At 60.9% G+C, this 23,849-nt stretch carries 21 protein-coding genes; 11 read left to right on the forward strand and 10 right to left on the reverse strand.

The window, feature by feature from the left end; all coding sequences use genetic code 11:
- Positions 1–3: 3 nt before the first annotated feature.
- Positions 4–552 carry a type VI secretion system contractile sheath small subunit gene (gene tssB / locus AC1DIS_RS01725; protein ID WP_026331704.1) on the reverse strand — a complete coding sequence of 183 codons (549 nt, stop codon included), beginning with the start codon at positions 550–552 and terminating at the stop codon, positions 4–6.
- Between the two features lie 228 nt (positions 553–780).
- Between tssB and AC1DIS_RS01730 the strand changes: the two genes are divergently transcribed.
- The 5 genes from AC1DIS_RS01730 (at position 781) to tssA (ending at position 8,342) form a co-directional block, all read left to right on the forward strand.
- A complete protein-coding gene (locus AC1DIS_RS01730) occupies positions 781–1,230 on the forward strand; it encodes a type VI secretion protein (protein ID WP_477743226.1) in 450 nt (149 codons plus the stop codon).
- A gap of 85 nt (positions 1,231–1,315) precedes the next feature.
- The gene (tssK, locus tag AC1DIS_RS01735) at positions 1,316–2,647 is read left to right on the forward strand and encodes a type VI secretion system baseplate subunit TssK (RefSeq protein WP_064618253.1); all 1,332 of its coding nucleotides are present in this window, start codon (positions 1,316–1,318) and stop codon (positions 2,645–2,647) included.
- A gap of 18 nt (positions 2,648–2,665) precedes the next feature.
- Positions 2,666–3,433, forward strand: coding sequence for a DotU family type IV/VI secretion system protein (locus tag AC1DIS_RS01740; RefSeq protein WP_086946045.1), 768 nt, complete (start codon positions 2,666–2,668; stop codon positions 3,431–3,433).
- Positions 3,430–7,248 carry a type VI secretion system protein gene (locus AC1DIS_RS01745; RefSeq protein ID WP_477742976.1) on the forward strand — a complete coding sequence of 1,273 codons (3,819 nt, stop codon included), beginning with the start codon at positions 3,430–3,432 and terminating at the stop codon, positions 7,246–7,248. Before AC1DIS_RS01740 ends, AC1DIS_RS01745 begins: the two co-directional genes overlap by 4 nt.
- Complete coding sequence (gene tssA / locus AC1DIS_RS01750; protein WP_111453522.1) at positions 7,245–8,342, forward strand: type VI secretion system protein TssA; 1,098 nt, start codon at positions 7,245–7,247, stop codon at positions 8,340–8,342. Before AC1DIS_RS01745 ends, tssA begins: the two co-directional genes overlap by 4 nt.
- On the opposite strand, the gene AC1DIS_RS01755 is transcribed toward tssA, so the two are convergent.
- A complete protein-coding gene (locus AC1DIS_RS01755) occupies positions 8,339–9,310 on the reverse strand; it encodes a 2-hydroxyacid dehydrogenase (RefSeq protein ID WP_018929656.1) in 972 nt (323 codons plus the stop codon). The two genes, tssA and AC1DIS_RS01755, sit on opposite strands and share 4 nt — an antisense overlap.
- A 519-nt stretch (positions 9,311–9,829) precedes the next feature.
- On the opposite strand from AC1DIS_RS01755, the gene AC1DIS_RS01760 reads away from it, so the two are divergent.
- On the forward strand, positions 9,830–11,110 hold the full coding sequence (locus tag AC1DIS_RS01760) for a serine/threonine transporter (protein WP_064618247.1): 1,281 nt from the start codon (positions 9,830–9,832) through the stop codon (positions 11,108–11,110).
- A gap of 12 nt (positions 11,111–11,122) precedes the next feature.
- Here AC1DIS_RS01760 and AC1DIS_RS01765 read toward each other — a convergent pair whose 3' ends face one another.
- Both AC1DIS_RS01765 and acnB read right to left on the reverse strand, forming a co-directional pair.
- Positions 11,123–11,803, reverse strand: coding sequence for a glycosyltransferase (locus AC1DIS_RS01765; protein WP_158245534.1), 681 nt, complete (start codon positions 11,801–11,803; stop codon positions 11,123–11,125).
- A 147-nt stretch (positions 11,804–11,950) separates the two neighbouring features.
- The gene (gene acnB / locus AC1DIS_RS01770; protein WP_018929654.1) at positions 11,951–14,560 is read right to left on the reverse strand and encodes a bifunctional aconitate hydratase 2/2-methylisocitrate dehydratase; all 2,610 of its coding nucleotides are present in this window, start codon (positions 14,558–14,560) and stop codon (positions 11,951–11,953) included.
- Between the two features lie 409 nt (positions 14,561–14,969).
- Here acnB and AC1DIS_RS01775 point away from each other — a divergent pair, with 409 nt between their 5' ends.
- Positions 14,970–15,440 carry a DUF1289 domain-containing protein gene (locus AC1DIS_RS01775; protein ID WP_007937731.1) on the forward strand — a complete coding sequence of 157 codons (471 nt, stop codon included), beginning with the start codon at positions 14,970–14,972 and terminating at the stop codon, positions 15,438–15,440.
- Between the two features lie 110 nt (positions 15,441–15,550).
- On the opposite strand, the gene AC1DIS_RS01780 is transcribed toward AC1DIS_RS01775, so the two are convergent.
- Positions 15,551–16,414 carry a universal stress protein gene (locus AC1DIS_RS01780; protein WP_018929653.1) on the reverse strand — a complete coding sequence of 288 codons (864 nt, stop codon included), beginning with the start codon at positions 16,412–16,414 and terminating at the stop codon, positions 15,551–15,553.
- Positions 16,415–16,573: 159 nt separating this feature from the next.
- On the opposite strand from AC1DIS_RS01780, the gene AC1DIS_RS01785 reads away from it, so the two are divergent.
- The 3 genes from AC1DIS_RS01785 to AC1DIS_RS01795 all read left to right on the forward strand — a co-directional run bounded on the left by AC1DIS_RS01785 (position 16,574) and on the right by AC1DIS_RS01795 (position 19,337).
- The gene (locus tag AC1DIS_RS01785) at positions 16,574–17,182 is read left to right on the forward strand and encodes a MiaE family protein (RefSeq protein WP_018929651.1); all 609 of its coding nucleotides are present in this window, start codon (positions 16,574–16,576) and stop codon (positions 17,180–17,182) included.
- Positions 17,183–17,342: 160 nt separating this feature from the next.
- Complete coding sequence (locus AC1DIS_RS01790; protein WP_064621290.1) at positions 17,343–18,050, forward strand: winged helix-turn-helix domain-containing protein; 708 nt, start codon at positions 17,343–17,345, stop codon at positions 18,048–18,050.
- A complete protein-coding gene (locus AC1DIS_RS01795; RefSeq protein ID WP_477742977.1) occupies positions 18,051–19,337 on the forward strand; it encodes an ATP-binding protein in 1,287 nt (428 codons plus the stop codon). It abuts the gene before it with no gap.
- On the opposite strand, the gene AC1DIS_RS01800 is transcribed toward AC1DIS_RS01795, so the two are convergent.
- The 4 genes from AC1DIS_RS01800 to AC1DIS_RS01815 form a co-directional block, all read right to left on the reverse strand.
- Entirely contained in the window at positions 19,334–19,822 is a 489-nt protein-coding gene (locus AC1DIS_RS01800) for a GFA family protein (protein ID WP_019648936.1), read from the reverse strand. The genes AC1DIS_RS01795 and AC1DIS_RS01800 overlap by 4 nt on opposite strands.
- A gap of 87 nt (positions 19,823–19,909) precedes the next feature.
- Entirely contained in the window at positions 19,910–20,527 is a 618-nt protein-coding gene (locus tag AC1DIS_RS01805; RefSeq protein ID WP_064618238.1) for a DNA-3-methyladenine glycosylase family protein, read from the reverse strand.
- Positions 20,528–20,601: 74 nt separating this feature from the next.
- A complete protein-coding gene (locus tag AC1DIS_RS01810) occupies positions 20,602–21,414 on the reverse strand; it encodes an isocitrate lyase/PEP mutase family protein (protein ID WP_086946052.1) in 813 nt (270 codons plus the stop codon).
- A gap of 45 nt (positions 21,415–21,459) precedes the next feature.
- Complete coding sequence (locus AC1DIS_RS01815; protein ID WP_064618236.1) at positions 21,460–22,542, reverse strand: bifunctional transcriptional activator/DNA repair enzyme AdaA; 1,083 nt, start codon at positions 22,540–22,542, stop codon at positions 21,460–21,462.
- A gap of 126 nt (positions 22,543–22,668) precedes the next feature.
- Between AC1DIS_RS01815 and AC1DIS_RS01820 the strand changes: the two genes are divergently transcribed.
- Positions 22,669–23,082, forward strand: coding sequence for a VOC family protein (locus tag AC1DIS_RS01820; RefSeq protein ID WP_086946053.1), 414 nt, complete (start codon positions 22,669–22,671; stop codon positions 23,080–23,082).
- 3 nt (positions 23,083–23,085) lie between these two features.
- Here AC1DIS_RS01820 and AC1DIS_RS01825 read toward each other — a convergent pair whose 3' ends face one another.
- Positions 23,086–23,706 carry a LysE family translocator gene (locus tag AC1DIS_RS01825; protein WP_019579340.1) on the reverse strand — a complete coding sequence of 207 codons (621 nt, stop codon included), beginning with the start codon at positions 23,704–23,706 and terminating at the stop codon, positions 23,086–23,088.
- Positions 23,707–23,849: the final 143 nt, after the last annotated feature.

The raw sequence follows: 23,849 nt of genomic DNA on the forward strand, positions 1-23,849 counted from the left end.
CGATCAGGCTTGCGGTTCAGCCGGTGCTTCGCTGTCGCCAGCAGGAGCGGGAGCGGCGGTGTCCGGACGAGCCGACTTGATCTCTTGCAGTCCCTCGGTGTTGGCAATGACGTCACGCAACAGCTTGTCCAGATCATCGTTGCCGTCGAGTTTGGTCAGCAGGTCGCGCAGACGCTGGCGAGCTTCGAACAGACGCCGCAGCGGAGTGACTTGCTCGACCACCTTGACCGGGTCGAAGTCATCGATGTGTTTGAAGTTGAGCTCGATGTTGAGCTTGCTGTCGTCGCCGCTGAGGGTGTTGTTGACCTGCAAGGTGGCGCGCGGGCCGATCGAGGCGAGGACTTCATTGAAGTTGTCGCGGTCGATTTCGGTGAAACGCCGTTCATTCAATTTCGGGAGTGGTTCGAGAGGCTTGCCGGAGAGGTCGGCAAGAATACCGACAACCAATGGCAATTCTTTCTTCTCGATCGCGTTGCCGATTTCGACGTCGTAGGTGATTTGCACCCGGGGTGGGCGAACCCTGTCTAGCTTGTGCTGAGTACTTTCTGCCATGGTGGCTGACTCCGATGCATGAGGCGGGAGCAATGCATCGGGAGGCCCGTTTCATCGCATTCCCTTACTGGACCGTAGGTTAGAAAGGGAGGGCAGAGGACCTGTCATTCCTTTGACGAACCTTCCGAATTCGTCGTGCCGACCGAACTACCCAAGACGCTAGAACAGGTCTATAAAAAAGCAAACGAAAAACGTTTTTGGACCGTGTCGAGAAAAGGAAAATTCATTTTGTACGCACGTCTTTTTTCTTTGGTTCTGCTCCTCTCACTCGCCGGGTGTTCGTTGTTCGGGCCTCGCGTCGATCTCGATAACCTGACGCTGGACGTCGCGCCCCGCGCCAACGACGACACCCCGATTGCGGTGGACTTCATTGCGGTGAACGACGCAGATCTGCTCAAGCAATTGTCGGGTATCACCGCCCGCCAGTGGTTCGCCGAGCGTGAGCAGTATCAGCGCGACTACCGACAGCTGATGACAGTCTGGGGACTGGAGCTGGTGCCGGGTCAATTCATCGACAAACAACCCTTTCCGTTGGGGGGGAAGCGGGCGGCTGGACTTTTAGTCTTCGCCAGCTATACCACTCCCGGAGCACACCGGTTGCGGCTGGACGATCAAAGCAACGCCTGGCTCAAGTTCGACAGTCGCGAGATGACACTGGTCAGCGATCCCCCGAACTGAACACCGGGGGATTAAGGCGCGTAAACAGACATGTAGGAGCCAGGCCGCCATTGGTGCGGCGTCACGAGAGGTCGAAGGGAATCGTATGAGTCTGCTTCCTGACGCGGTTTGCTGGCATGAGGGCATGCAGTTGCTGCCCCAGCATTTTCAGTTGCAAGGGCTCCGGGCCGAGGCGTTGGTAGCGCATTTCGCCCAAGCATGTAATCCGTGGTTCTGGGGCGTGACCCGCGTTGAATTCGATCCCTCGGCACTGAGCGCCGGGCTGGTGCGCCTGCTCAATTTGCAGGCGACGTTGCCGGACGGTTTGCCGGTCAATTTGCAGGCCGGTGTCGGGCCGATGCTGGAGCTCGACGTCAGTGAAGCGATCGACGCCACGGACAACGCCACTGTCACCGTTTACCTGGCGGTCAGTCCGCTGTGGCGTGCCGGTCAGTTACTGCCGCTCAAGGGGCGATTGCAGTCGGTGGTCGGCGATGCGCTACCGGATCTCACCAGCGGCGAGTACCCCGAATCGATCACGGTGTGGCGCCCGAATCCGCGTTTGTGCACGCAACTGAACAAGGCCGATTCGGTCTGCCTGCCGCTGCTGAGAATTCGCAAGGAAGGCGGCGGTTTTCTTGCGTTGCCTTACACACCACCGACGCCGTGCCTGTTACCCGAATCGGTGGTGGGCCGGCGCGTGGCGGGACTGTGTGCCAGGGCGCGGGAGAAATGCATGTTCCTCGCCGGTCGCTTGCGCCAGGCGCAGCAGGCCGGCAATCAGGATGATTCGATGGAAATCCGGCGTCAGTTGACCGCGCTGTGGGCGCGGTTGCCGGAAGTCGAAGGTCTGCTGAACAGTCGCGTGGCCACGCCGCAGGCGCTGTATGGCTCGCTGCTCGGGCTGACCGGCGCCTGGTCGGCGCTCGATCCATTGGCGGGTGTTCCGGCGTTCGCCCCGCTGGATTTTCTGGAGTTGCAGCGCGGCTATGAAACGGTGCTCGACTGGCTGGAAAAGACCCTCGAACTGATCCGCGCCGGCTATCGCAGCCTGGCGTTCGAGCGCAACGAACAATCCTTCTCGATTCAATTGCCCGACGACCAACCGAGCCAACGGCTGGTCATCGGTTTGCGCATGCCCAATGGCGCCAGCGAACAGGCCGCCAGCGAATGGTTGAGCGGAGCGATCATCGCCTCGCAGCCGCACATCCCATTGCTCAGCCGTCAGCGCATGAGCGGTTTGTCCCATCAGGCCATGAGTCGCAATGAGCAAGTGGCCTACGGCGTCGGCGACGATACGCGGTTGTTCGTGGTGACGGCCGAAGGCCAATGGTTCGACGGGCAGTTGCCGTTGCTGATTGCCGCACCGGCTTCCAGGCTGGCCAGCAGTCCATGGCAAGTGGTGTTGTTTGTGGCCCAGGCGAGTGAAAGTGCTTGATCGAGGAAGGAACGTCATATGTCTGAGGGGAATGCCGGGACAGGTACACGCGGCCTCAACGAAGCGCCGCTGAGCAGTGCTTTTCGCCAGGCCTGGCAGCAATGGTCCCAGGACTGGAGCCAGTTGCCCAAGGACAGCGAAGACGAAGCGCTGGTGGAAGCGGTGGTCGAACTCTCCACGCAAATCTCCCAACGCCTCTGGCGAACGGCCTTCGCCAAAGTCGGTGACGCCGCCACTGAACAAGTCAAAGCGCTGGTCTATGCCTTTGTCGCGCTGGTCGATGAAACCTTGCTGTTCACGCCGTGGCCGGGCCAGTCGGCCTGGCAGGATAAACCCCTGGAATCGCGGATGTACTCCAGTCGTCAGGCCGGCGAGCGGATACCGTTGGCGATCAAGGAACTGCTGGATGAGCAAATCCCTACCACTCGCGATCTGGCCAATGTCTATTTGCAGTGCCTGGTGCTGGGCTTTCAGGGGCGTCTGCGGGGTGAACAGAATCAGGCCCAGCATGAAAAATGGCGCCTGGCGCTGTTCACCTTTGCCTGGCAGCACGAGGCGGATTATGCCGATGTCAGCGCCCGGCTCGAACAACCTTCGGCGGTGACGCCGCTGCAATTGCCGGTGCGTCTTTCGTTGCCCGATGGCTTTCGCCTGGGGTTGGGAATTCTTGCCGTGGTCCTGCTGCTGACCGGGTTGGGGCAGTTGTTCTGGCGTGACATTCGCCAGGAGCTCGAACCGGTCTTGCAACTGACCGATTCGGTGGTCACCTCGGAGCAAGACTCATGAGCACGCTGGGGATTATCGGCCTGATCATCGTCGTGCTGTTGGTGCTGGCGATTGTCGCCGTGGCGGTCTGGTGGTTGCGCACGCAAAGCGGCGCGGCGATCCGCAGTTTTTACCTGGCGGTGCGGCAGATGGAGCAGGAGCAGGGCACCCGGGATCGCTACCAGATTCCCTGGCTGCTGATGCTCGGCAACGAGACTCAGGGCACGCAGTTGTGCACCCAGTGGCGCTTGCAGCCCACCGACAAACCGGGCTGGTTCGGTCGCTGGTGGTCGGACCCCGAAGGTGCCGTATTGGTGGTGCCCCAGGCGCTGTTTTTGCCGGATGAAGGCATGCACCTGCAACGGGGTGGCTGGTGGCGCTTGCTGGGTTTGATCCTGCGCTTGCGCAGTCAGCGTCCGCTGGACGGCGTGATCTGGACGGTGCCGATCAGTCGGCTGGGTAATGCCGAGCAGGCGGCGGCCCTCGGCCTGGCGGCGCGTCGACGTTTTATCGATCTATTGCAGCGCTTCGGTTTGAGTCTGCCGGTGTACGTGGTCGTTACCGGCATGGAAGAGTTGCCGGGTTTTCAGGAGTTGATTAGCGCGCTGCCGGTCGAGGCTCGCGAACGTACGCTCGGCTGGTCCTCGCCCCACGGGCCCGATGCGGTGTGGCAGGCGCAATGGAGCGATCAGGCGCTGGATCAGGTCAACCGGGCCCTGGCGGAATCGATCATCGAAATCGGCGCCTTGTCCGGGCAATTGAGCGTCGATCTGTACGGCTTGCCGGAACGCTTCGAAGCCTTGCGGCGCAATCTGCAATCCTTGCTGGAACCGGTTTTCCAGGGTAATGCGCAAGGCGAAGCACCGCGTTTTCGCGGGGTTTATTTCACCGCCAACCAGCCCTCGGATGACAGCGCCGACGGGTTTTCGGCCTACGACACCGGCTTGCAGCAGAGCGCTTTCGCCCGGCAACTGTGGCAGCGGCGGGTGGTCGCCGAGCGCGGTCTGGCTCAGGTGGTGCCGCGTCTGTTACGCCTGCGTCAGCGCTGGCAGCGCGTGACCGGTGGGGTGGCGCTGGTGGTCGCGCTGCTGTGGGGCGCTGGCATGCTGTGGGTGTGGCAGGACTCGGAAAAGGATGCCCATGAGTTGTCGCGCCTGATGCAAGGGGCGCAGAAAAATTACGTGGCGGTCACGGATGAATCTCATCGGCTGGAGGCGACCCGGCGCAACGTCCAGGGTTTCTGGCGGGTGCTGGAGAAGGCGCAGCGCTGGCGCTTCACCTCGGTGGTGTTTCCGACCTCCTGGTTCTCCTCGCTGGATGCGCAGTTGGAGAACGAATTGCGCCTGACCGCACAAAGTCACTTGTTGTTGCCGCTGCGCGATCTGTTGAGCGCGGATCTGGCGCAACTCAAGACCATTCGCAACACCGAACGACGGGGCAACGTCGAAAGCGAAGACCCGGCCCAATGGCAAAACTACGTCAAGGCCACGGAGCTGGTCGAGCGTGCGGTGAGTCTGGAGCAGCAGAACCAGTGGTTCAGTCAGGCGCTGAACAACACCAAGGCGCCGCTCGAAGACCTGGTGTTGCTGAGCAACAACGCCCTGTCGCTGAACCTCAACGCTGGCACGTTGCACCGCGCCGGTTTTTACAACCGGGCGCTGCTGGATGTCGACAACAGTGAGTTGAAACCACTTGACCTGACCGTCGAGCGCGCGCAGATCGAGGAGAACTTCCTCGGGCTCATGGAGCGCTGGCTGGACCAGTATTTTCTCGCTGACAACTTTGTCCGTCAGGCCGGTTATCTACGTTTGCACCTGGAGCGGCTAGAGGTCGGCAGCGGCAATTCCCTCACCGAGCTGGAAGATCTGCGGGCGTTGATCGACGACCTGCAAGCGCTGGTCGGCTTGACCAACTCGGCGTGGAGCCGGGGCAAGGGACAGGATCTGGTGCCCGGTTACCGGGCGATGATGGACAAGGTGCGCCAAAGCACATTGCTTGGTCCGCAGGTCGAACAGCAACTGGATCAACAGGCGTCGAAGTTGCAGCAGAGCTTTCGTGACCAGTGGATCACCCAGGCCGGGGCCAGGGACAATTTGCTGATTCAGCAAGGCAGCGGGCAACTGGTCTTGCAGGAGCATGTGGTGCAGTTGAACAACGCGGTGCAGGCACTGTTCAAGCGTGATTTCGTCGCCATCGCCTTGCAGGCGGATCAGTCCGACGTCCCGGATGGACAGGGGCGCGGTGTTGATGGCGACGACCTCGACAGTGCGCTGAACTACTTCGCCAGTTACAAGAGTTATGCCGCCGAAGAGCTGCCGCGCATCCCCCCGGCGTATCGCGGCGCGTTGCTGCAAGCGGCCGAAGGCGCGGTGGTCAAGGCCATGTTGTCGAGCCTGCGCGAGCACAATGCGCAGGTCCAAAGTGGTGTCTTCAATGTGCAGGCCTCTCAGGCGATTGCCTTGCAAAAGGCTTTTGTCGAAGTGCGCCGCAGCGATCTGGCCACGCGTTTGCAAACCGCTTTGAACCGCCGCGCCCTGGCCGACATCGTCAGTGGCCTCGATGAAATCGTCGCCCAGCCGCTGTTCAGCGGGCGCACCGAAATCAGCCAGTGGGACGGCTCGAAAAACTTCGGCCTGCAACTGTATGGCGCCAATGACGTTCAGGATCTGAAACTGAGCCTCAAGCAGCAGTTCAATACCATGCTCGGCATCACCGAACGCCGCACTTCGGCGCTGGAATGGCTGAAAGTCCAGCAACAGAACCTCTCGGCGCTGGATTACGAACGGGTGACGCAGTTCAGTGCGCTCAACGATGAACTGCTCAAATACAAAGAACAGAACCCCGCCAGTTCGCCAGCGCAGATCGAGCAGTTGGTGAGCCGCGACTTCATCGAAATGGACGTCGCGTCCTGTGGCCAGATCCTGCAAACCGCCAACCTGTCCGGTGGGCGCGGAACGTTGGCATTGCGCGCCGTGGATCTGCAACAAACCGCCATGCAACGCTGCCAGTTCCTGCAACAGCAGCAGGCTGCGGCGGCCTGGAATGAGCTGGCCAATTATTTCAACCAGTACCTGGCAGAGCGCTTTCCGTTTGCCAATGGCTTGCAGGCCAGCGACGCCGACCCGGCCCGGGTCCAGCATTTGCTGGAGCTGATCGACAAGCGTTTGCCGGTGGCGCAGGCCGGATTGGCTCTGAGCCAGACCCCGGAACGCCTGGCCGCCGAGGACTTTCTCAATCGTCTGAAGCAAGCCAGCACCTGGCTGGGGCCGATGTTCGTGCGCGACAAGAGCGGCGTGCTGGGGGTGGAGATGGATGTGCGCTGGCGTACCGATCGGGAGGAAGAGCGCGGTGCCGACCAGGTGATTGCCTGGGGCTTGAATGCCGGGAATCAACAGATCAACTACCCCGGCGAAGCTCAGCAGAACCTGCGCTGGATGGTCGGCCAACCAGTCCGGCTGACCTTGCGTTGGGCCAGAAATGGCTATCAGCGTCCGGCCAACGATCCGTTACAGCCGAGCCTGGTGGTGCGTGATCTGGAAGCGGGTTGGGAGTACAGCGGTCCATGGTCGCTGTTGCGCTTGATGCGTTCGCACGTGTCGGTGCAGCGCCAGCCGAACCTGGACTACACGGATTTTCCGTTGACCTTGCGCCTGCCCGTGACCACGCAGGCCAGCGCAGCGGAGCAAACCCTGATGTTTGTGCGCCTGTCGTTGATGACCCAGGGCTCGAAATTGCCGTTGTCCATTCAGCCCTTGCCGACCCGGGCTCCGCGTTCACCGTTCCTGGTGACGCGCTCGACCGCGGCGATTGAATCCCATGAGGAGGAGGGCCTGTGAATCAACCATCAACACCGTTGCCGGAACTGATTACGCAACTGCTCGAACCGATCAGCAAGGAGGCGCCTTGTGGTCAGGATTTGCGTTATGAACCCGAGTTCGACCGGTTGCGCGAACTGCGCCGCGAGGATGACACCAGTTTGCCGACGGGGGTGTGGCAGTCGTCGATCAAGCGCGCCCAGTGGCCGGAGCTGGAAAAACTGGCCACGAGCCTGCTGCTCGAGCGCAGCAAGGATTTGATGCTCAGCGCCTGGCTGGGGGAGGCCTGGCTGCATCAGGACGGGCTCGATGGGTTGCCGGGCAGCCTGGCGCTGGTGGCCGGGTTGTGCGAACGCTATCCCGAACACCTGCACCCACAGGCTGAGGATGGCGACCTGTCGTGGCGAGTGATACCGCTGGAATGGTTGGCTCGACGCTACGCTGAAGTGTTGCTGACCCGAGTGCCGTTGTTCGAACCGCACAACCACGAATTCGACGGCTTCTGTCTGGACGCCTGGCGCCGGTTGCAGTTGCAACAGGTGCAGGGCAGCGACAGTAAAGCGGCCAAGACCTCGGCCGAGAACGCGCGCAACGAACAGAAAAAAATCACCGAACAGATTCGTGCCACACCGTTGTCATTCTGGTTGCGCAGCCAGGGCAGTCTGCTGCTCAGTCAGCAGCACTTGCAGCGCCTGGAGGTGTGGAGCGACGCTTTTCTCGGGAATCAGGCCCCAGGCTTTAAGGCGCTGCAGGACGTGATCGACGCGTTGTTGACCCTGGTTCAGGAGTTTATCGCCATGCATCCACGAAAACCGACCCCGGCGCCTCCGGTCGAAACGCCAGTGGTGGCTGCATCGAGCCCCAGCCCGACCGCCGCGTCTGAAGTCCTTGCAGTGCCCCAAGTGTTCAGCGAACCGGCGAATCGTGAAGAGGCGTACCGGCAATTGCTGCTGATCGCCGAGTACCTGGCGCGCACCGAACCCCACAGCCCGGTGCCCTATCTGATCAAGCGGGGTGTGGAGTGGGGCAACAAGCCCCTGAGCGAGCTGCTGGGCGAACTGATCAGCGCCGATGCCGAATCCCGACGACTCTGGACACTGTTGGGCGTTCTTTAGTGATTGAGCCGGGTGGTTGTCGACGGTGGCGGTAACGCAATGGGCGTCAGTACCGGTTGACCGGAAAAAAACGCCGTCAGGTTTTTGCCGGCCAGCTCGACGGTGCCTTGGGTGGCCTCCGGGGACAATCCGGCGACATGCGGAGTCAGAATCACGTTGGCCAACCCCTTGAGGGCGTCCGGTACCTGGGGTTCGTGGTCGAAGACATCCAGCGCGGCACCGGCGATCCGCCGCTGTTCGAGCGCGGTGATCAGGTCCGCCGTGACGACCACGCTGGCTCGGGCGATGTTGACGAGGAATCCGTTGGGCCCCAGGGCGTCGAGCACTTGCCGGTTGATCAGGTGTTGGGTGCCGATCCCGCCCGGGGTGGCAACTATCAGAAAGTCTGATTGGCGTGCCAGCTCGGTAGGCGTCGAGCAATAGCTGTACGGCACATCGCTGCGATGCTGGCGGTTGTGGTAGCTCACTCTCATATCGAAGCCGTTGGCGGCACGTTTGGCGATAGCGAGGCCAACGGCACCGAGGCCGAGGATGCCTATGTGTTTGCCGGCCAGCGAAGGACGCATGATCTTCGGCCACTCGCCCCGACGGACGGCAGCATCTGCCCGAGGGATGTCACGAACCAGTGCCAGCAGCAACGCCATGGCGTGATCGGCAACGGAGGAGGCATTGACGCCGGCGCCGTTGGTGACAGTGATGCCTCGGTTGACGGCGGCCTGCAGGTCGACGTGTTCGTAACCGGCGCCGATCACGCAGATGATCTTGAGGTTGGGCAGGGCGGCGATTTCATTGGCATACAGGCCCAACGGGCCACGCGTCAGCACCGCATCGATCTGGCTGCCCTGCCGGGCAATGGCGGCAGCGCGCTCGGCCGGGGTTGGGGCCAGGATCAAATGAAACCCCTGATGTTCGAGAATCGGCAGGTATTCATTGATGGTTTCAACCAGTACCAGAACGGTTGCGGTCATGCTGGGCTCCTGTGGGCAGCGGAGTGTGGGGCTCGAACGTCGCGTCAGATTGCTGACTCCAGAGCAGATTGGCAACGGTCCGAGATCATAGGCTATTGGTTGGCAAGCACCTGTGCAGGCGTTGGCGATACCGGCGAGCTTCTTAGATACAACACTAGATCAGTGCGCGGCAGGTGGAGAGGATTTGTCCGCGATGAAATTGCCGCAGCAGCTGTCGAGCCTGCGTTCGGCTGCGCAGCAGTCGTAAAGTCAGGCGCTGCGGTTCGTCAGGCACACCGTACATTAGGGTTTACTAAAGCGTGTCAGAAAACGACACATCGCATACCCGCTGCCGACAATTATTTTTCTAAAAGCGACAGGCCTTTGATCTGCTCCCACAACCATTGCTCAGCTAAGCCTTTGCTTCTGCTCGTTTATCGCGGAGAATCCCGCCCCTGTTTCGGCCGGAGCATGTCTGTCGGTTTTTTCCGACGCGTCCTGACCGAGTGGCAAGTGACCGGAAAGCGGAGATCCGACCGGATGAATGATCAGGCCAATAGCGTCGACGAACGCTATGTAGCGGCGACACCAGCGAGCCTCGAAAGCTGGAATCGCCATGACACCACCTGGATGCTGGGCCTGTTTGGCACGGCAATCGGGGCCGGTACCCTGTTTTTACCCATCAACGCGGGGCTGGGCGGCTTTTGGCCGTTGCTGATCCTGGCATTGCTGGCGTTCCCCATGACGTTTTACGCGCACCGTGGCCTGACCCGCTTTGTGCTGTCCGGTCGTGAAGGTGCAGACATCACCGAAGTGGTGGAAGAACATTTCGGCATTAAGGCCGGTGCGCTGATCACCTTGTTGTATTTCTTCGCGATCTTCCCGATCCTGCTGATCTACAGCGTGGCCCTGACCAACACCGTGGGCAGTTTCCTCGAACATCAGCTGCACATCATGCCGCCACCGCGCGCCGTGCTGTCGTTCGTGCTGATTCTCGGCCTGCTGGCGGTGGTGCGTTGCGGTGAGCAGGTGATCGTCAAGGCCATGAGCCTGATGGTGTATCCGTTCATCGTCGCGCTGCTGTTCCTGGCGGTGTTCCTGATTCCTCACTGGAATGGCGGCATCCTCAGCACCGCGTCCACGCTGCCTGAGTCGTCGGCGCTGCTGCACACCCTGTGGCTGGCGATTCCGGTGATGGTGTTCTCGTTCAACCATTCGCCGATCATTTCGGCGTTCGCGGTGGACCAGAAACGTCGCTACGGCACGCATGCCCAAGAGCGCAGTTCGCAGATCCTGTCCCGCGCCCACCTCTTGATGGTGGTGATGGTGCTGTTCTTCGTCTTCAGCTGCGTGTTGACCCTGTCGCCGGCGCAACTGGCGGAAGCCAAGGCACAGAACCTGTCGATCCTGTCGTACCTGGCCAACCACTTCAGCAACCCGACCATCGCCTTCGCGGCGCCGTTGATTGCCTTCGTGGCCATTTCCAAGTCATTCCTGGGCCACTACATCGGCGCAAGCGAAGGCTTGAAGGGCTTGATCGTCAAGAGCGGCAAACGCCCGGCGCCGAAGACCCTGGACCGCATGACCGCAGCGTTCATGCTGGTGGTCTGCTGGGTCGTCGCGACCCTGAACCCGAGCATTCTCGGCATGATCGAAACCCTCGGTGGCCCGGTCATCGCGGCGATTCTGTTCCTGATGCCGATGTACGCGATCCGCAAAGTACCGGCGATGGCGCGTTACCGTGGCCAAGCCTCCAACGTCTTCGTGACGCTGGTGGGCCTGGTGGCCATTTCGGCGTTGATCTACTCGCTCAGCGCCTGAAACAGCGGGCGATCAATCGGAGCTGCCCCGGTTGATCGCCCCCTTCGAATGCCCGGCCAGACGACCTTTGGTTCGCTGGCGGCAATGCTCGATAGCCGCAACGGCTTTTTCGCAGGCCTTGCACAGCGTGGCCGGCGCAGAAGCTTGCTGCGGTGCGAACCACTCGGGGCAGAAGCTGATCACGCCGTCCGGCGAATGCATCCATTGGCTCATAACGTGTTGAACCGTCCCGCTCAGGCCCTTTCTGGCGCGCAAGGCGTTAAGTGATGGCGCACAGAGCTGGTCCAGCGCCAGCCGATGGACCTCGCGCAAGAACGGTGAAATCTGTACCGAAAGGTAGGCAATGCCGAACGTCTCCTGGGCCACACGTGCGCCCAACGCCCAAAACGAGCCCACCACCACGATATCCTCATGGCGCCGCGCTGCGATGTAGTCATAGGTCGGTTCGAGCAGGTGCGAGACTGCGTTCCACTGCTCTGCCAAAGCGCTTTTCGAGTCTCGCGGGCGGGGCGTGTCGTCGCAGGCTTGCTGGCCTAACGGCTCGAATTCCAGCCCGTACTGTTCGACGGTGGCTTTGAACGCCGGCAGGCTGCACAAGGTCGCGCGATGACCGCGCAGGTTCAGCGCATTGGCCAGGCCAATGAAGGGGAAAACGTCACCGGGCGAACCGATGGCGATCAGGATGACCCGCATGACTCCTCCTTGAGATAAGGCCCGTGGGGCCTCGTGGCACGCCGTCCTGGTGCCGACATCAGGCAAAGATAGCTGGGTAATCGGCGTCAGGCATAAAAAAACGCCGCTCATCTCACGATGGGCGGCGTTTTTTATGGCTTTGTAGCGTTAGGCTTGAACGACCGGGATGTTGGCGTTCGCAGCAGCTTCACGGAACTCGGCGATCTGGTCGAAGGACAGGTAGCGGTAAACGTCGGCCGCCATGCTGTCGATCTTGCCAGCGTATTCCATGTACTCCTCGACGGTCGGCAGGCGACCCAGGATGGACGCAACGGACGCCAGCTCGGCCGAAGCCAGGTAGACGTTCGCGCCGTCACCCAGACGGTTCGGGAAGTTACGGGTCGACGTCGACACCACGGTGGAGTTCGGCTCTACACGTGCCTGGTTACCCATGCACAGCGAGCAGCCTGGCATTTCCATGCGTGCGCCGGCCTTGCCGTAGATGCCGTAGTAGCCTTCTTCGGTCAGCTGGTGAGCGTCCATTTTGGTCGGCGGCGACAGCCACAGACGGGTTGGCAGCTGACCTTTGACCTGTTCCAGCAACTTGCCGGCAGCGCGGAAGTGACCGATGTTGGTCATGCACGAACCGATGAACACTTCGTCGATCTTCTCGCCAGCAACGCTGGAGAGCAGACGGGCGTCGTCCGGATCGTTTGGTGCGCAGAGCACAGGCTCATTGATGTCCGCCAGATCGATTTCGATGACTTCGGCGTATTCGGCGTCGGCATCGGCTTCCATCAGTTGCGGGTTGGCGATCCAGGCTTCCATCGCTTGAGCGCGACGCTCCAGGGTACGTGCATCGCCGTAGCCTTCGCCGATCATCCAGCGCAGCAGGGTGATGTTGGATTGCAGGTACTCGGTGATCGACTCTTTCGACAGCTTGATGGTGCAACCGGCAGCCGAACGTTCGGCCGACGCGTCGGACAGCTCGAAAGCCTGTTCCAGCGTCAGGCCTTCCAGGCCTTCGATTTCCAGGATGCGGCCGGAGAAGGCGTTTTTCTTGCCTTTCTTCTCGACGGTCAGCAAGCCATTCTGGATGGCGAAGTAAGGAATGGCATGAACCAGGTCACGCAGGGTGATGCCAGGTTTCATTTTGCCTTTGAAGCGCACCAGGATCGATTCCGGCATGTCCAGCGGCATGACGCCGGTGGCTGCGGCGAACGCGACCAGACCGGAACCGGCCGGGAACGAGATGCCCATCGGGAAACGGGTGTGCGAGTCGCCACCGGTACCCACGGTGTCTGGCAGCAGCATGCGGTTCAGCCACGAGTGGATGATGCCGTCGCCCGGACGCAGGGAAACGCCGCCGCGGGTCATGATGAAGTCAGGCAGGGTGTGGTGGGTGGTCACGTCGATCGGCTTTGGATAAGCCGCGGTGTGGCAGAAGGACTGCATCACCAGATCAGCGGAGAAGCCCAGGCACGCCAGGTCCTTCAGTTCGTCACGGGTCATTGGACCGGTGGTGTCCTGGGAACCCACGGTGGTCATCTTCGGTTCGCAGTAGGTGCCAGGACGAACGCCTTTGCCTTCTGCCAGGCCGCAAGCCTTGCCGACCATTTTCTGCGCCAGGGTGAAGCCCTTGGTGCTTTCGGCCGGTGCTTCAGGCTTCTTGAACAGGTCGAACGGTGGCAGACCCAGTTCGGCGCGAGCCTTTTCGGTCAGGCCACGGCCGATGATCAGCGGAATACGGCCGCCGGCACGGACTTCGTCCAGCAGAACCGGGGTCTTCATTTCGAAGGTGGTCAGGACTTCGTCGCTGTTGTGCTTGGTGACTTTGCCAGCATGCGGGTACAGGTCGATCACATCGCCCATGTTCATGTTGGAAACGTCGAACTCGATTGGCAGTGCGCCGGCATCTTCCATGGTGTTGTAGAAGATCGGAGCGATTTTGCTGCCGAAGCAGAAACCGCCAGCGCGCTTGTTAGGCACGTAAGGAATGTCGTCGCCGAAGAACCACAGTACCGAGTTGGTAGCGGATTTACGCGAGGAACCGGTACCGACCACGTCACCGACGTAGGCGATAGGGAAGCCCTGGCCGCGCATTTCTTCGATCTGCTTCATCGGGCCGGTCTTGCCTTGCTCGTCCGGAACGATGCCGTCACGGGCCATTTTCAGCATGGCCAGGGCGTGCAGCGGGATGTCTGGACGCGACCAGGCGTCTGGAGCAGGGGACAGGTCGTCGGTGTTGGTTTCGCCGGTCACCTTGAAGACGCGCAGGCTGATCTTGTCGGCCAGCACCGGGCGCTTCTTGAACCACTCGCCGTCAGCCCAGGACTGCAGCACGGCCTTGGCGTGAACGTTGCCGTTCTTGGCTTTTTCAGCCACGTCGTGGAAGGCATCGAACATCAGCAGGGTGTGCTTGAGTTCTTCGGCAGCCACTGGCGCCAGTTCGGCGTCGTCCAGCAGGTTTACCAGGGTCACGATGTTGTAGCCGCCCTGCATGGTGCCGAGCAGTTCAACAGCGCGCTTCTTGTCGATCAGAGGGGATTTGGCTTCGCCCTTGGCGAGGGCAGACAGGAAACCGGCCTTTACATAGGCGGCTTCGTCCACTCCTGGCGGAACGCGATTGGTGATCAGGTCAACGAGGAAAGCTTCTTCGCCAGCCGGGGGATTCTTCAGCAGCTCGACCAGGCCTGCAGTTTGTTCGGCGTTAAGCGGCTGGGGAACGATACCCAGTGCTGCGCGCTCTTCGATATGTTTGCGGTAGGCTTCAAGCACAGTTATTACCCTCATCAGTGGTCCCAAATGGGTGTCCGGGACGCTCATCCCGAAATTACCGTACTCATGCGCTGCGTGGCGTTGTGGGCCGCTTAGCCAGAATTACCGGCAATTCCTTACAGAAGCTGCTTTCAAAGTTTTACGCCTGCAGAACGGGGAGCTGATGAGGGTTGGCGTTGGGCTTTTCCCCGCTGGAAAAACCCTTCGCCAACACCGCTCTGAAGGAACGACTGTGCTCGTGACGCTTTGAAAACAGCTTCTTAACGGACATTGGCGCCTTAAAAGGCTGGCTGATTCTACGGCAAAAAAATTTGAAAGGTAAGTTAGGTCCAAAACTTTGAGGGGTGATGAATGTTAGACAAAGGGCTAACATGCCGACCTGTTCTGCTTTCCCGTGTTTTGTCTACCTATGCCCAATCAGACCATCAAGACCCCCTGCGTCGGCCTCTGCTCCACTGTTTACGGTGATTTGGTGTGCCGTGGCTGCAAGCGTTTCCATCACGAAGTGATCCACTGGAACGGTTACAACGAGGAAGAAAAACGCGCGGTGTGGTTGCGGCTTGAGCAGCTGTTGTCGCAGGTGATGGCTGCCAAGGTAGAAATTTTCGATCCCGCGCTGCTGAGAATGCAGCTGGAACAGCGCAAGATCCGCTTTGTGCCGCATCAGTCGGAGTATTGCTGGGCTTATCAGTTGATCGCCCGGGGCGCGCGGGTCATCAATAATCTGGAAGCCTACGGAATGGTGCTGCTGCCGGAGTTCCGCGACTGGAACCTGCCGGAATTGCGCGATGCCATTGATCGGGAATTTTTCCTGCTCTCGGAAGCACATTACCAGCGCTACATTGCGCCGGGGTTTCTCAAGGACGCCTTCGGCGGATAGCCTTTGAAGGCAAAAGATCGCAGCCTCGTTTCACTCGACAGCTCCTACAGGGAAACACGATCCATGTAGGAGCTGTCGAGTGAAACGAGGCTGCGATCTCTTGATCTTGCTCAATGCCGGGTCACGATCTCTTCCAGGTGATCCATGATGTCGTCCGGCTTGAGCACCAGCACATCGCTTTCCAGCGCATCGAGCACCACTTCCGCCGTATTGCCGATCAACGCCCCGGACAACCCGGTCCGCGCCACCGTGCCGATCACCGTCACGGAGGCCCCCAGCTTATGGGCCATGAATGGAATCAATACATCCGCCGGGCCTTCCTCGATGTGCAGGTGGTCGTCGTCGATGTCGAACTCGGCCTGGAACGCCTGGCACTGCTCGCGGTAACGGGCCTCGATGGTTTCCTTGAGCTGCATCGTCGGGTCGGCCGCCGACAGCATCGGCGACGGATGGGCGCTGATGACATGCAAGTGGGCTTTGGCCAGGCTGGCAATGTCGTAGCCATGATCGATGATGCTGGCATGCAAGGTGCGGTGTTCGCCGTCCATGTTGCCGACATCGATGGCCGCCAGGATCACTCCACCGGTCCAGGGTTTGGCGGTTTTCACCAGCAGCACCGGAGTCGGGCAGTAGCGCAGCAGTTTCCAGTCCGCCGGAGTCAGCAGGGCCTTTTTCAGTGGGCTGTCGGGATAATGCTGCTTGACCACCAGCCCGCAACCTTCAGCCTGCTGCACATCGATAATGGTGTCGTGCAGGCTTTCGTTCCAGGCTTGCTCGGTGGTGACGTTGTACCCGTCCGCCAGCAGAGCCGCCTTGAGCACGCCGAGCATCGCGCTGTGATCATGCTTTTTATCGCAGACCAGCAGGTGCAGATGAGCCTGGGTCACGCCAGCGATCAATTTGGCCCGTTTGAGCGCCAGGCTTTCCGAGTGTTCGGGTTCGATGACCACCAGAATGCTGCGAATGGCTTGCATGATCGGGATCTCCAGGAAGGTAAAAACACTGCGTTGGACAACTATAGTTGCTGGTCGGGCATTCGCGACTTGATGCATATCAACGGTGGCGACTGGTGGTCTGTCGGCAGGCCGGTATAATCGGCGCCCTTCGTTTTGAACCTTTTATCCGTGAGCCCCATGATCCTTCCCGAAATTCACGAGTTCCTCGGCTGCCGCACGCCCGACGGTTGGGTCCAGGCCGCGCTGGCCGATCAGGAAACGCTGCTGATCGACCACAAAAACTGCGAATTCAAGGCGGCCAGCACGGCGTTGAGCCTGATTGCCAAGTATCACTCCCACGTCGATCTGATCAACCTGATGTCGCGTCTGGCCCGGGAAGAGCTGGTGCACCACGAGCAGGTCATGCGCCTGATGAAAAGGCGCAAGATTGAACTGCGCCAGCTGTCCGCCGGGCGTTACGCCTCGGGGCTGCGCAAAGTGGTGCGCAGCCACGAGCCGGTGAAGCTGGTGGATACGCTGGTGGTCGGCGCGTTCATCGAAGCCCGCAGTTGCGAGCGTTTCGAGGCGTTGGTGCCGCATCTGGATGAGGAGCTGGGCAAGTTCTATTTCGGCCTGCTGAAAAGCGAGGCCCGGCATTTCCAGGGGTATCTGAAACTGGCCTATCAATACGGTGACGCCAAGGACATCGCCCAGGTGATCGACAAGGTGCGCGACGCCGAACAGGCGTTGATCGAGTCGCCGGATGTGGAGTTCAGGTTTCACAGTGGTGTGCCGGTCGCGGCGTGACAACGTGTCATCTTCAATAATTGTAAAAAACTCTTAAAAGAATGAAACATCGCTAAAAACCGGCTTCCATGGCCGGTTTTTGCTGTCTGCGATAACCGTCCCTTCACCGATTGGCGCCATAATGCCGGCCATTTCATTCAAGGGTTGGCAGACGGTCATCATGGAGAGTCTGGGTTTTGGCAAAGTATTGCTGGTGGAAGACGACGAGAAGCTCGCCGGGCTGATTGCGCATTTCCTGTCCCAACACGGTTTTGAAGTCCGCGAGGTACACCGCGGAGATCTCGCGGTAGCCGCTTTCCTTGAATTCAAACCGAAAATCGTCGTACTCGACCTGATGTTGCCGGGCCAGAGCGGCCTGCACGTGTGCCGCGAAATCCGCAGCGTATCCGACACCCCCATCGTCATTCTCACCGCCAAGGAAGACGACCTCGATCACATACTCGGCCTGGAATCCGGTGCCGACGACTACGTGATCAAACCCATCAAGCCCCCCGTGCTGCTCGCTCGTCTGCGTGCCTTGCAACGCCGTCAGATGCCGGACAGCAGTGTGTGCAGCTCACTGGAATTCGGTCATCTGAGCATCGATCGCAGTTGCCGCGAAGTGCGCCTGGCGGGCGAGGGCATCGAGCTCACCACCATGGAATTCGAACTGCTGTGGTTGCTGGCCAGCGCTGCCGGCAAGACGCTGTCCCGCGACGACATCCTCAACCGCATGCGCGGTATCGCCTTCGACGGCCTCAACCGCAGCGTCGACGTGTACATCAGCAAATTGCGCGGCAAGCTCAAGGACAACCCGCGCGAACCGGTGTGCATCAAGACCGTGTGGGGCAAGGGCTATCTGTTCAATCCGTTTGCGTGGGAGCTGTAGATGCTGCGGTTATTTTTGGGACTGTTTCTGGTGATGACGGTTGGCCTGGTACTGGGGCTGCAAACCGTCGAGCGCACGTTCGATGCGCTGCTCGATGGTCAGATGCGCAGCTACAACCAAGAGGCGGTGCGTGGTCAGGCCTGGTCGCTGGTCGAGCAATTGCGCGGCCTGGACAGTCCGGCCCGGGAGCGACAGTTGGAAGCCATACGCCCTCACTACGGTTTGGGCCTGGCTCTGGTCGAGACCGATCAATTGTCTCTGACCGGTCAGGAACAAGCCGAGTTGGCCCAGGGCCTGCTGGTGATGCGCGACAAGTACACGCAGTTCATCTCGCGCATTGACGACGGTTCGCAACTGCTCAGCATCAAGCTGCCGGCCGAGCCGAGTCTGATGCCGTTCTACATTGCCGCGGCCTATCTGATGATCGCGGTGATGATCGGTTTTGTATTGTTTTTCTGGGTGCGCCCGCACTGGCGCGATCTGGAGACACTGCGCCTGGCCGCCGAACGCTTTGGCGACAACGACCTGTCGGCGCGCATCCAGCTGTCCAAGCGCTCGAACATTCGTGATCTGGCCGAACACTTCAACCTGATGGCCGCGCGCATCGAGGGGCTGATCGCCAACCAGCGCGAGCTGACCAACGCGGTGTCCCATGAGCTGCGCACACCCATCGCGCGGTTGTCGTTCGAACTCGACCAACTCAAGCAACAGCCCGACCCAACCCAGAGCCGCGAGTTGATCGCCGACATGTACGCCGACCTCGGCGAGCTGGAAGAAATGGTTTCCGAGTTGCTGACGTACGCCAGCCTTGAACGCGGTGCCACGGTGATTACCCGGGAAAACATTCAGGCCAGCCATTGGTTAGACAGCGTGGTGGGCAGCGTGACGCTGGAGGCTGAAGCCGCCGGGGTGCAACTGCTGATTGTCGAATGTCAGGTTGACGAAGTTCGTATCGAACCGCGCTTCATGGCCCGGGCAGTGATCAATTTGCTGCGCAATGCCATTCGTTATGCCGACCAGAGGGTAGAGGTGTCGTTGGTGCGCACCGGTGATCATTACGAAGTGCAGGTCAACGATGATGGGCCGGGCGTGCCGCTGGACGGGCGGGAGAAAATCTTCGAACCGTTCTCGCGCCTCGATGCCAGCCGCGACCGCCGCACCGGTGGTTTCGGCCTGGGCCTGGCGCTGGTGCGGCGGGTGTCTCAATCCCATGGCGGGCAAGTGGAAGTGGCGGATTCGCCGTGGGGCGGGGCGTCGTTTCGCATGACCTGGGCGCATTTGGATTAGCGGCTCAAGCCCAGGCGTTCATGCCACTGGGCAATGGATTCTACCGGGTAGACCTCGAATTGCTGGTCCCCCGGATACACCTCGACTTCCACCCACGGCGCCTTGGAGCCGAGCATCAGGTGCGTGTGCTCGGGCGGCACCGGCAACGGGGTGTCGATGGCCGAGGCAAACGGGTGAATCAGCTCCGGCCATTCAGGGCTGAACAGCCATAATCCCGAGCCGCACAGGGAACAGAAATGCCGCTCGGCGGTGCTGCGCCGGGCGCGCTTATCGCCTTCGTCCTTGAGCCGCGCATGGTAAATCGAGATGTGCTTGCGACCACGCACCTTGAGGCTCTGGGCGTCGCCCGCCAGGTTGATCGCATAACCGCCACCGCCCTGGGTCTTGCGACAGATGGAGCAGTAGCAACGCTGATAAGGGTAGGGGTGGGCGCTGGTCAGGCTGAACGACACCGCGCCGCAATGGCAGGAGCCTTCGAGCTGCATGGGGGCCTCCGATGGGGTTGGGATGACTCAAGACAGACTAGACCGTAAGCGTTTCTGCACTTGAATTTATACCCGAGCTATCGCGGTCTACCGGTTAGGCACCCGCCACAAATACCACGACGCCACCGTCCGATAAGGGCTCCATGCCAGCCCGATATCAATCATCTGCTTGCGACTCGGCTGTTGTTCCAGCCCCTTCATCCGGCGATAACCCTCACGCACTCCAAAGTCATCGGCCGGCAAAACGTCTGGCCGCTCCAGGCTGTAGATCAGCAGCATCTCCACGGTCCAGCGGCCCACTCCGCGCAAGGTGATCAAACGCTCGATCAATGCTTCATCGTCCATCGCCAGCGCCGTGGCGTAGTCCGGCACCACGCCGTCCAGAGCCGCCTGGGCGATGCCCTGAATGGTTGCGATCTTGCTGGCGGAAAAGCCGCAACCGCGCATCTGCTCGAAGTCGGTCGCCAGGATCTGCTCGGGTCTGGGGAAGGTGCTCGCGGGAAACAACGCCAGCAGCCGGCCGACAATCGCATCGCCAGCCTTTGCATGCAGTTGCTGATAGGCAATCGCCCGCACCAGCGACTCATAAGGATCGCGCGCCGCATGGGGTTGATGCAGGCAAGGGCCGATGGCGCTGATGTGGCGCTGCCAGTCGGCATCGAGGGCCGAGAGGAATTGGCTGGCCAGTTGATAGGTGTCGGGCATGGAGCATCCTGAGGGGCGGGTGGCTGCGGGAAGACTAGTCGTCTCCCCGCAGCGCCGCACTCCATTGCTTGCGGTCAAACTTTGCCGGTCGGGGCCAGCAGGGCGTTCACTTGGCTGTAGGTGAAGGCCTTGAGGTGACTGCTGTCGAGCGTGCCGGTTTGCAGAAAGCTTTTGGCCAGGCCGGCCATGGCGCCGTAGAGGAATTCGGCGATGCCCGAGCCGGCGCTCAAACGGCGCACGCCAAGGGCTTGCAGTTCTTCAGGCGAAGGCAGGCCCGGGAAGCCGAGCACGTTCAGCGGCAGCGTCGTGCCGTGGCACAGGGCGTCGATCTCGTACGCCGCCGTGACGCCAGCGGCGAACAGTCCGTCGGCACCGGCCGCCTGATACAACGCGGCGCGTTTGAGCGTCTCGGCGACGCGATCTTCGGCCGGCACCAGGCCCCTGAGGTACACGTCAGTGCGGGCATTGATGAACAGCTTCACATCCCGGCGATTGGCAACCTGGCGCGCGATTTCGATCTTGCGGGCCAGCAGGTCGGGCGAGGCAGCACCGTCCTCGATATTGATCCCCACGGCACCGGCGGCGATCACCGCGTCGACCACTTGCGCAACTCGGTCCAGGTCATCGGAATAACCCGCCTCAATGTCCACGCTCAACGGTACGCTGATGACCCGGGCGATGGATTCGACGGTGGAAACCAGCCGCTCAAGCGGCAAGGTGTTGCCATCCGGATAACCATGCACCCAGGCCACCGCTGCGCTGCTGGTGGCCACGGCTTTGCTGCCCAGCTGTTCCACCAGTCGCGCCCCGGTGGCGTCGGCGACGTTGGTCAGAATCAACAGCCCGCTCTGGTGCAGTTGATGGAATTGAGTGTCGAGTGTGTCCATTGAATGTCCCTCCTTATGACTTTTTATTGAAAAACAATGGAGTGATCAGAATGCCAGTTGTTGGGTGATTTGCACCGCGGCGCTTTCCAGCCTGAGCAGAAACGCTTTACGCGGTTGTCCACCACCATAGCCGGTCAACGAGCCGTCTGCGCCGATCACCCGATGACAGGGCAGCACAATCGCCAGACGGTTTTGCCCGTTGGCCATGCCCACGGCGCGACTGGCGCCGGGCTTGCCCAGTTGCGCGGCAATCGCGCCATAGGTGCTGGTCTGGCCGTAGGGGATCTTCATCAATTCGCTCCACACCTGCTTGGCGAACGCGCTGCCGGGCAGGTGCAGGGGCACGTTGAATTCGCTCCGTTTGCCGGCGAAGTATTGCGCCAGTTCCTCTTCGATCTGCTGCAAATGCCCGTTGTGTCCGGGGGCCACGGCGTAGCCATAATGGTTCTGCAGTTCTTCGATTTCCTTGGTCAATGCCGGTCGGTCGAGAAACTCCAATAGCACCAGCCCACGCCGTTCGGCCATGGCGATCATCGGTCCCAGTGGCGTGGTCAATCGGGTGAACAGCAGCGGCTCGCTGTGGGCGGCGCGACCGGGGGTGATGTGGAATGACTTTTGAAACGCATCGCGAAAACCGCTCAGGGATTCATAGCCGGAATCGAACGCCGCGTTGTCGATGGAGTCGCCCTGTTTGATGCCACCGAGGGCGATGCCCAGGCGTCGGCTGCGCAACCAGGCATGAAAGGTCATTCCGAAATGCTGCTTGAACCAGCGCCGCAGTTTCAGCGGCTCGATGCCCTCGGCGAGCAATTGGGCATCGGTCCAGCGCTGGTCGGGGTCGGCGTCGACGGATTTCAGCAGTCGTTGCACCCAGTCCGGCGCAATGGCCGCGGCGTCCAGCGGCTTGCACCGCAGGCAGGCCCGATAACCCGCCGACATCGCCTCATCGGCATGGGCGAAGAACTCGACGTTTTCCGGCTTCGGCTTGCGCGCCGTGCAACTGGGGCGGCAGAAGATGCCGGTGGTTTTGACCGCGGTAAAGAACACCCCCTCGTAGGCGGTGTCGCGTTCGAGCATGGCGCGAACCATCTCGGCGTGGGGCGGAAGCACAGCGTTTTGTAGGTTCATGGGCTGAGCATAAGCCGCGTTGCCTGGCGCCTCCACCGGAAAATCGACAGAGAATTTTTGTACCCTGAGCTACAGTCATCGGGTCACCGGCAATGCTGTAAACGATATTTTCAGGAATCCATCCCAATGCAAGCATTCACGATTAAGCACATCGATCATATCGTCCTGCGCGTCGAGGACCTCGAACGCAGCATCGCGTTTTACGGCGAGGTACTTGGCGCCGAACTGGTCAAGCGCCGCGACGATCTGGGCCTGGTGCATTTGCGTGCGGGCACCTCGATGATCGACCTCGTCGATATCCAGGGCGAGCTCGGCCGCACGGGCGGGGCTGCCGCTGGTCGCGAACGGCGCAACGTCGACCACTTCTGCCTGCGCATCGAACCGTTTGACGAGGAAGCGCTGGTCAGTCACTTGCAGTCCTTCGGCCTGAAACCCGAGAAAGCTGCGGTGCGTTTTGGTGCCGAAGGCAACGGGCTGTCGATCTATTGCTTCGATCCGGACGGCAACCAGGTCGAACTGAAAGGACCGTCCCAAGCGTAAAGGTCAGGCCCGTTTCGCCATCAACAGCACAGAAGCTGCCGCCGACAGCAACCCCGCGCAGCAACGGTTGAACATCCGCTTGCCCCGCGGTTCGGCGAACCAGCGGCGCATGTGCAGGCCCATGTAGGCGTAGGCGCTGATGGCAATCCATTCCAGCAGCAGGAACAACGCGCCGAGCACCGCGAATTGCGGAGCCACCGCCTGGGTCGGGTCGACGAACTGCGGCAGGAAGGCGGTGAACAGCAAAATGGCCTTGGGATTACCCGCTGCCACCAGAAACTCCTGCCGCGCCAGGGCCAGGATCCCCACCGGCGTGCCGGTGATGTGCTGCTCGGCCTCGGGATTGGCACGCCACAGTTGCCACGCCAGGTACAACAGGTAAGCGGCACCGATGATCTTGATCGCGTAGAACAGCCATTCCGAGGTTTTCAGCACCACCGACAATCCAGCGGCGGCCAGGCCGATCATCCCGGCAAACGCCAGCAAACGCCCGACGCCGGCCACACAGGCGCGACGATAGCCATAACGGGTGGCGTTGCTGACCGACAGCAGATTGTTTGGGCCGGGGGCCATGTTCAGGGCGAAGCAGGCCGGCAAAAACAGGAGGAGGGTGGCGAGGTCCATGAACGGGGCTCCARGAACGAGAGCGGTATTTTTATCATGGGTGGTTGGTGATTTGGCCCATACAGCGGTGGATGCAAATAGCCGTACAGAGAAAAACACGGGACAGACCAAGAAAAACACGGGACAGACCACGATTGTTCGGC

The sequence above is a fragment of the Pseudomonas sp. 05N433 genome (genome assembly GCF_056396925.1).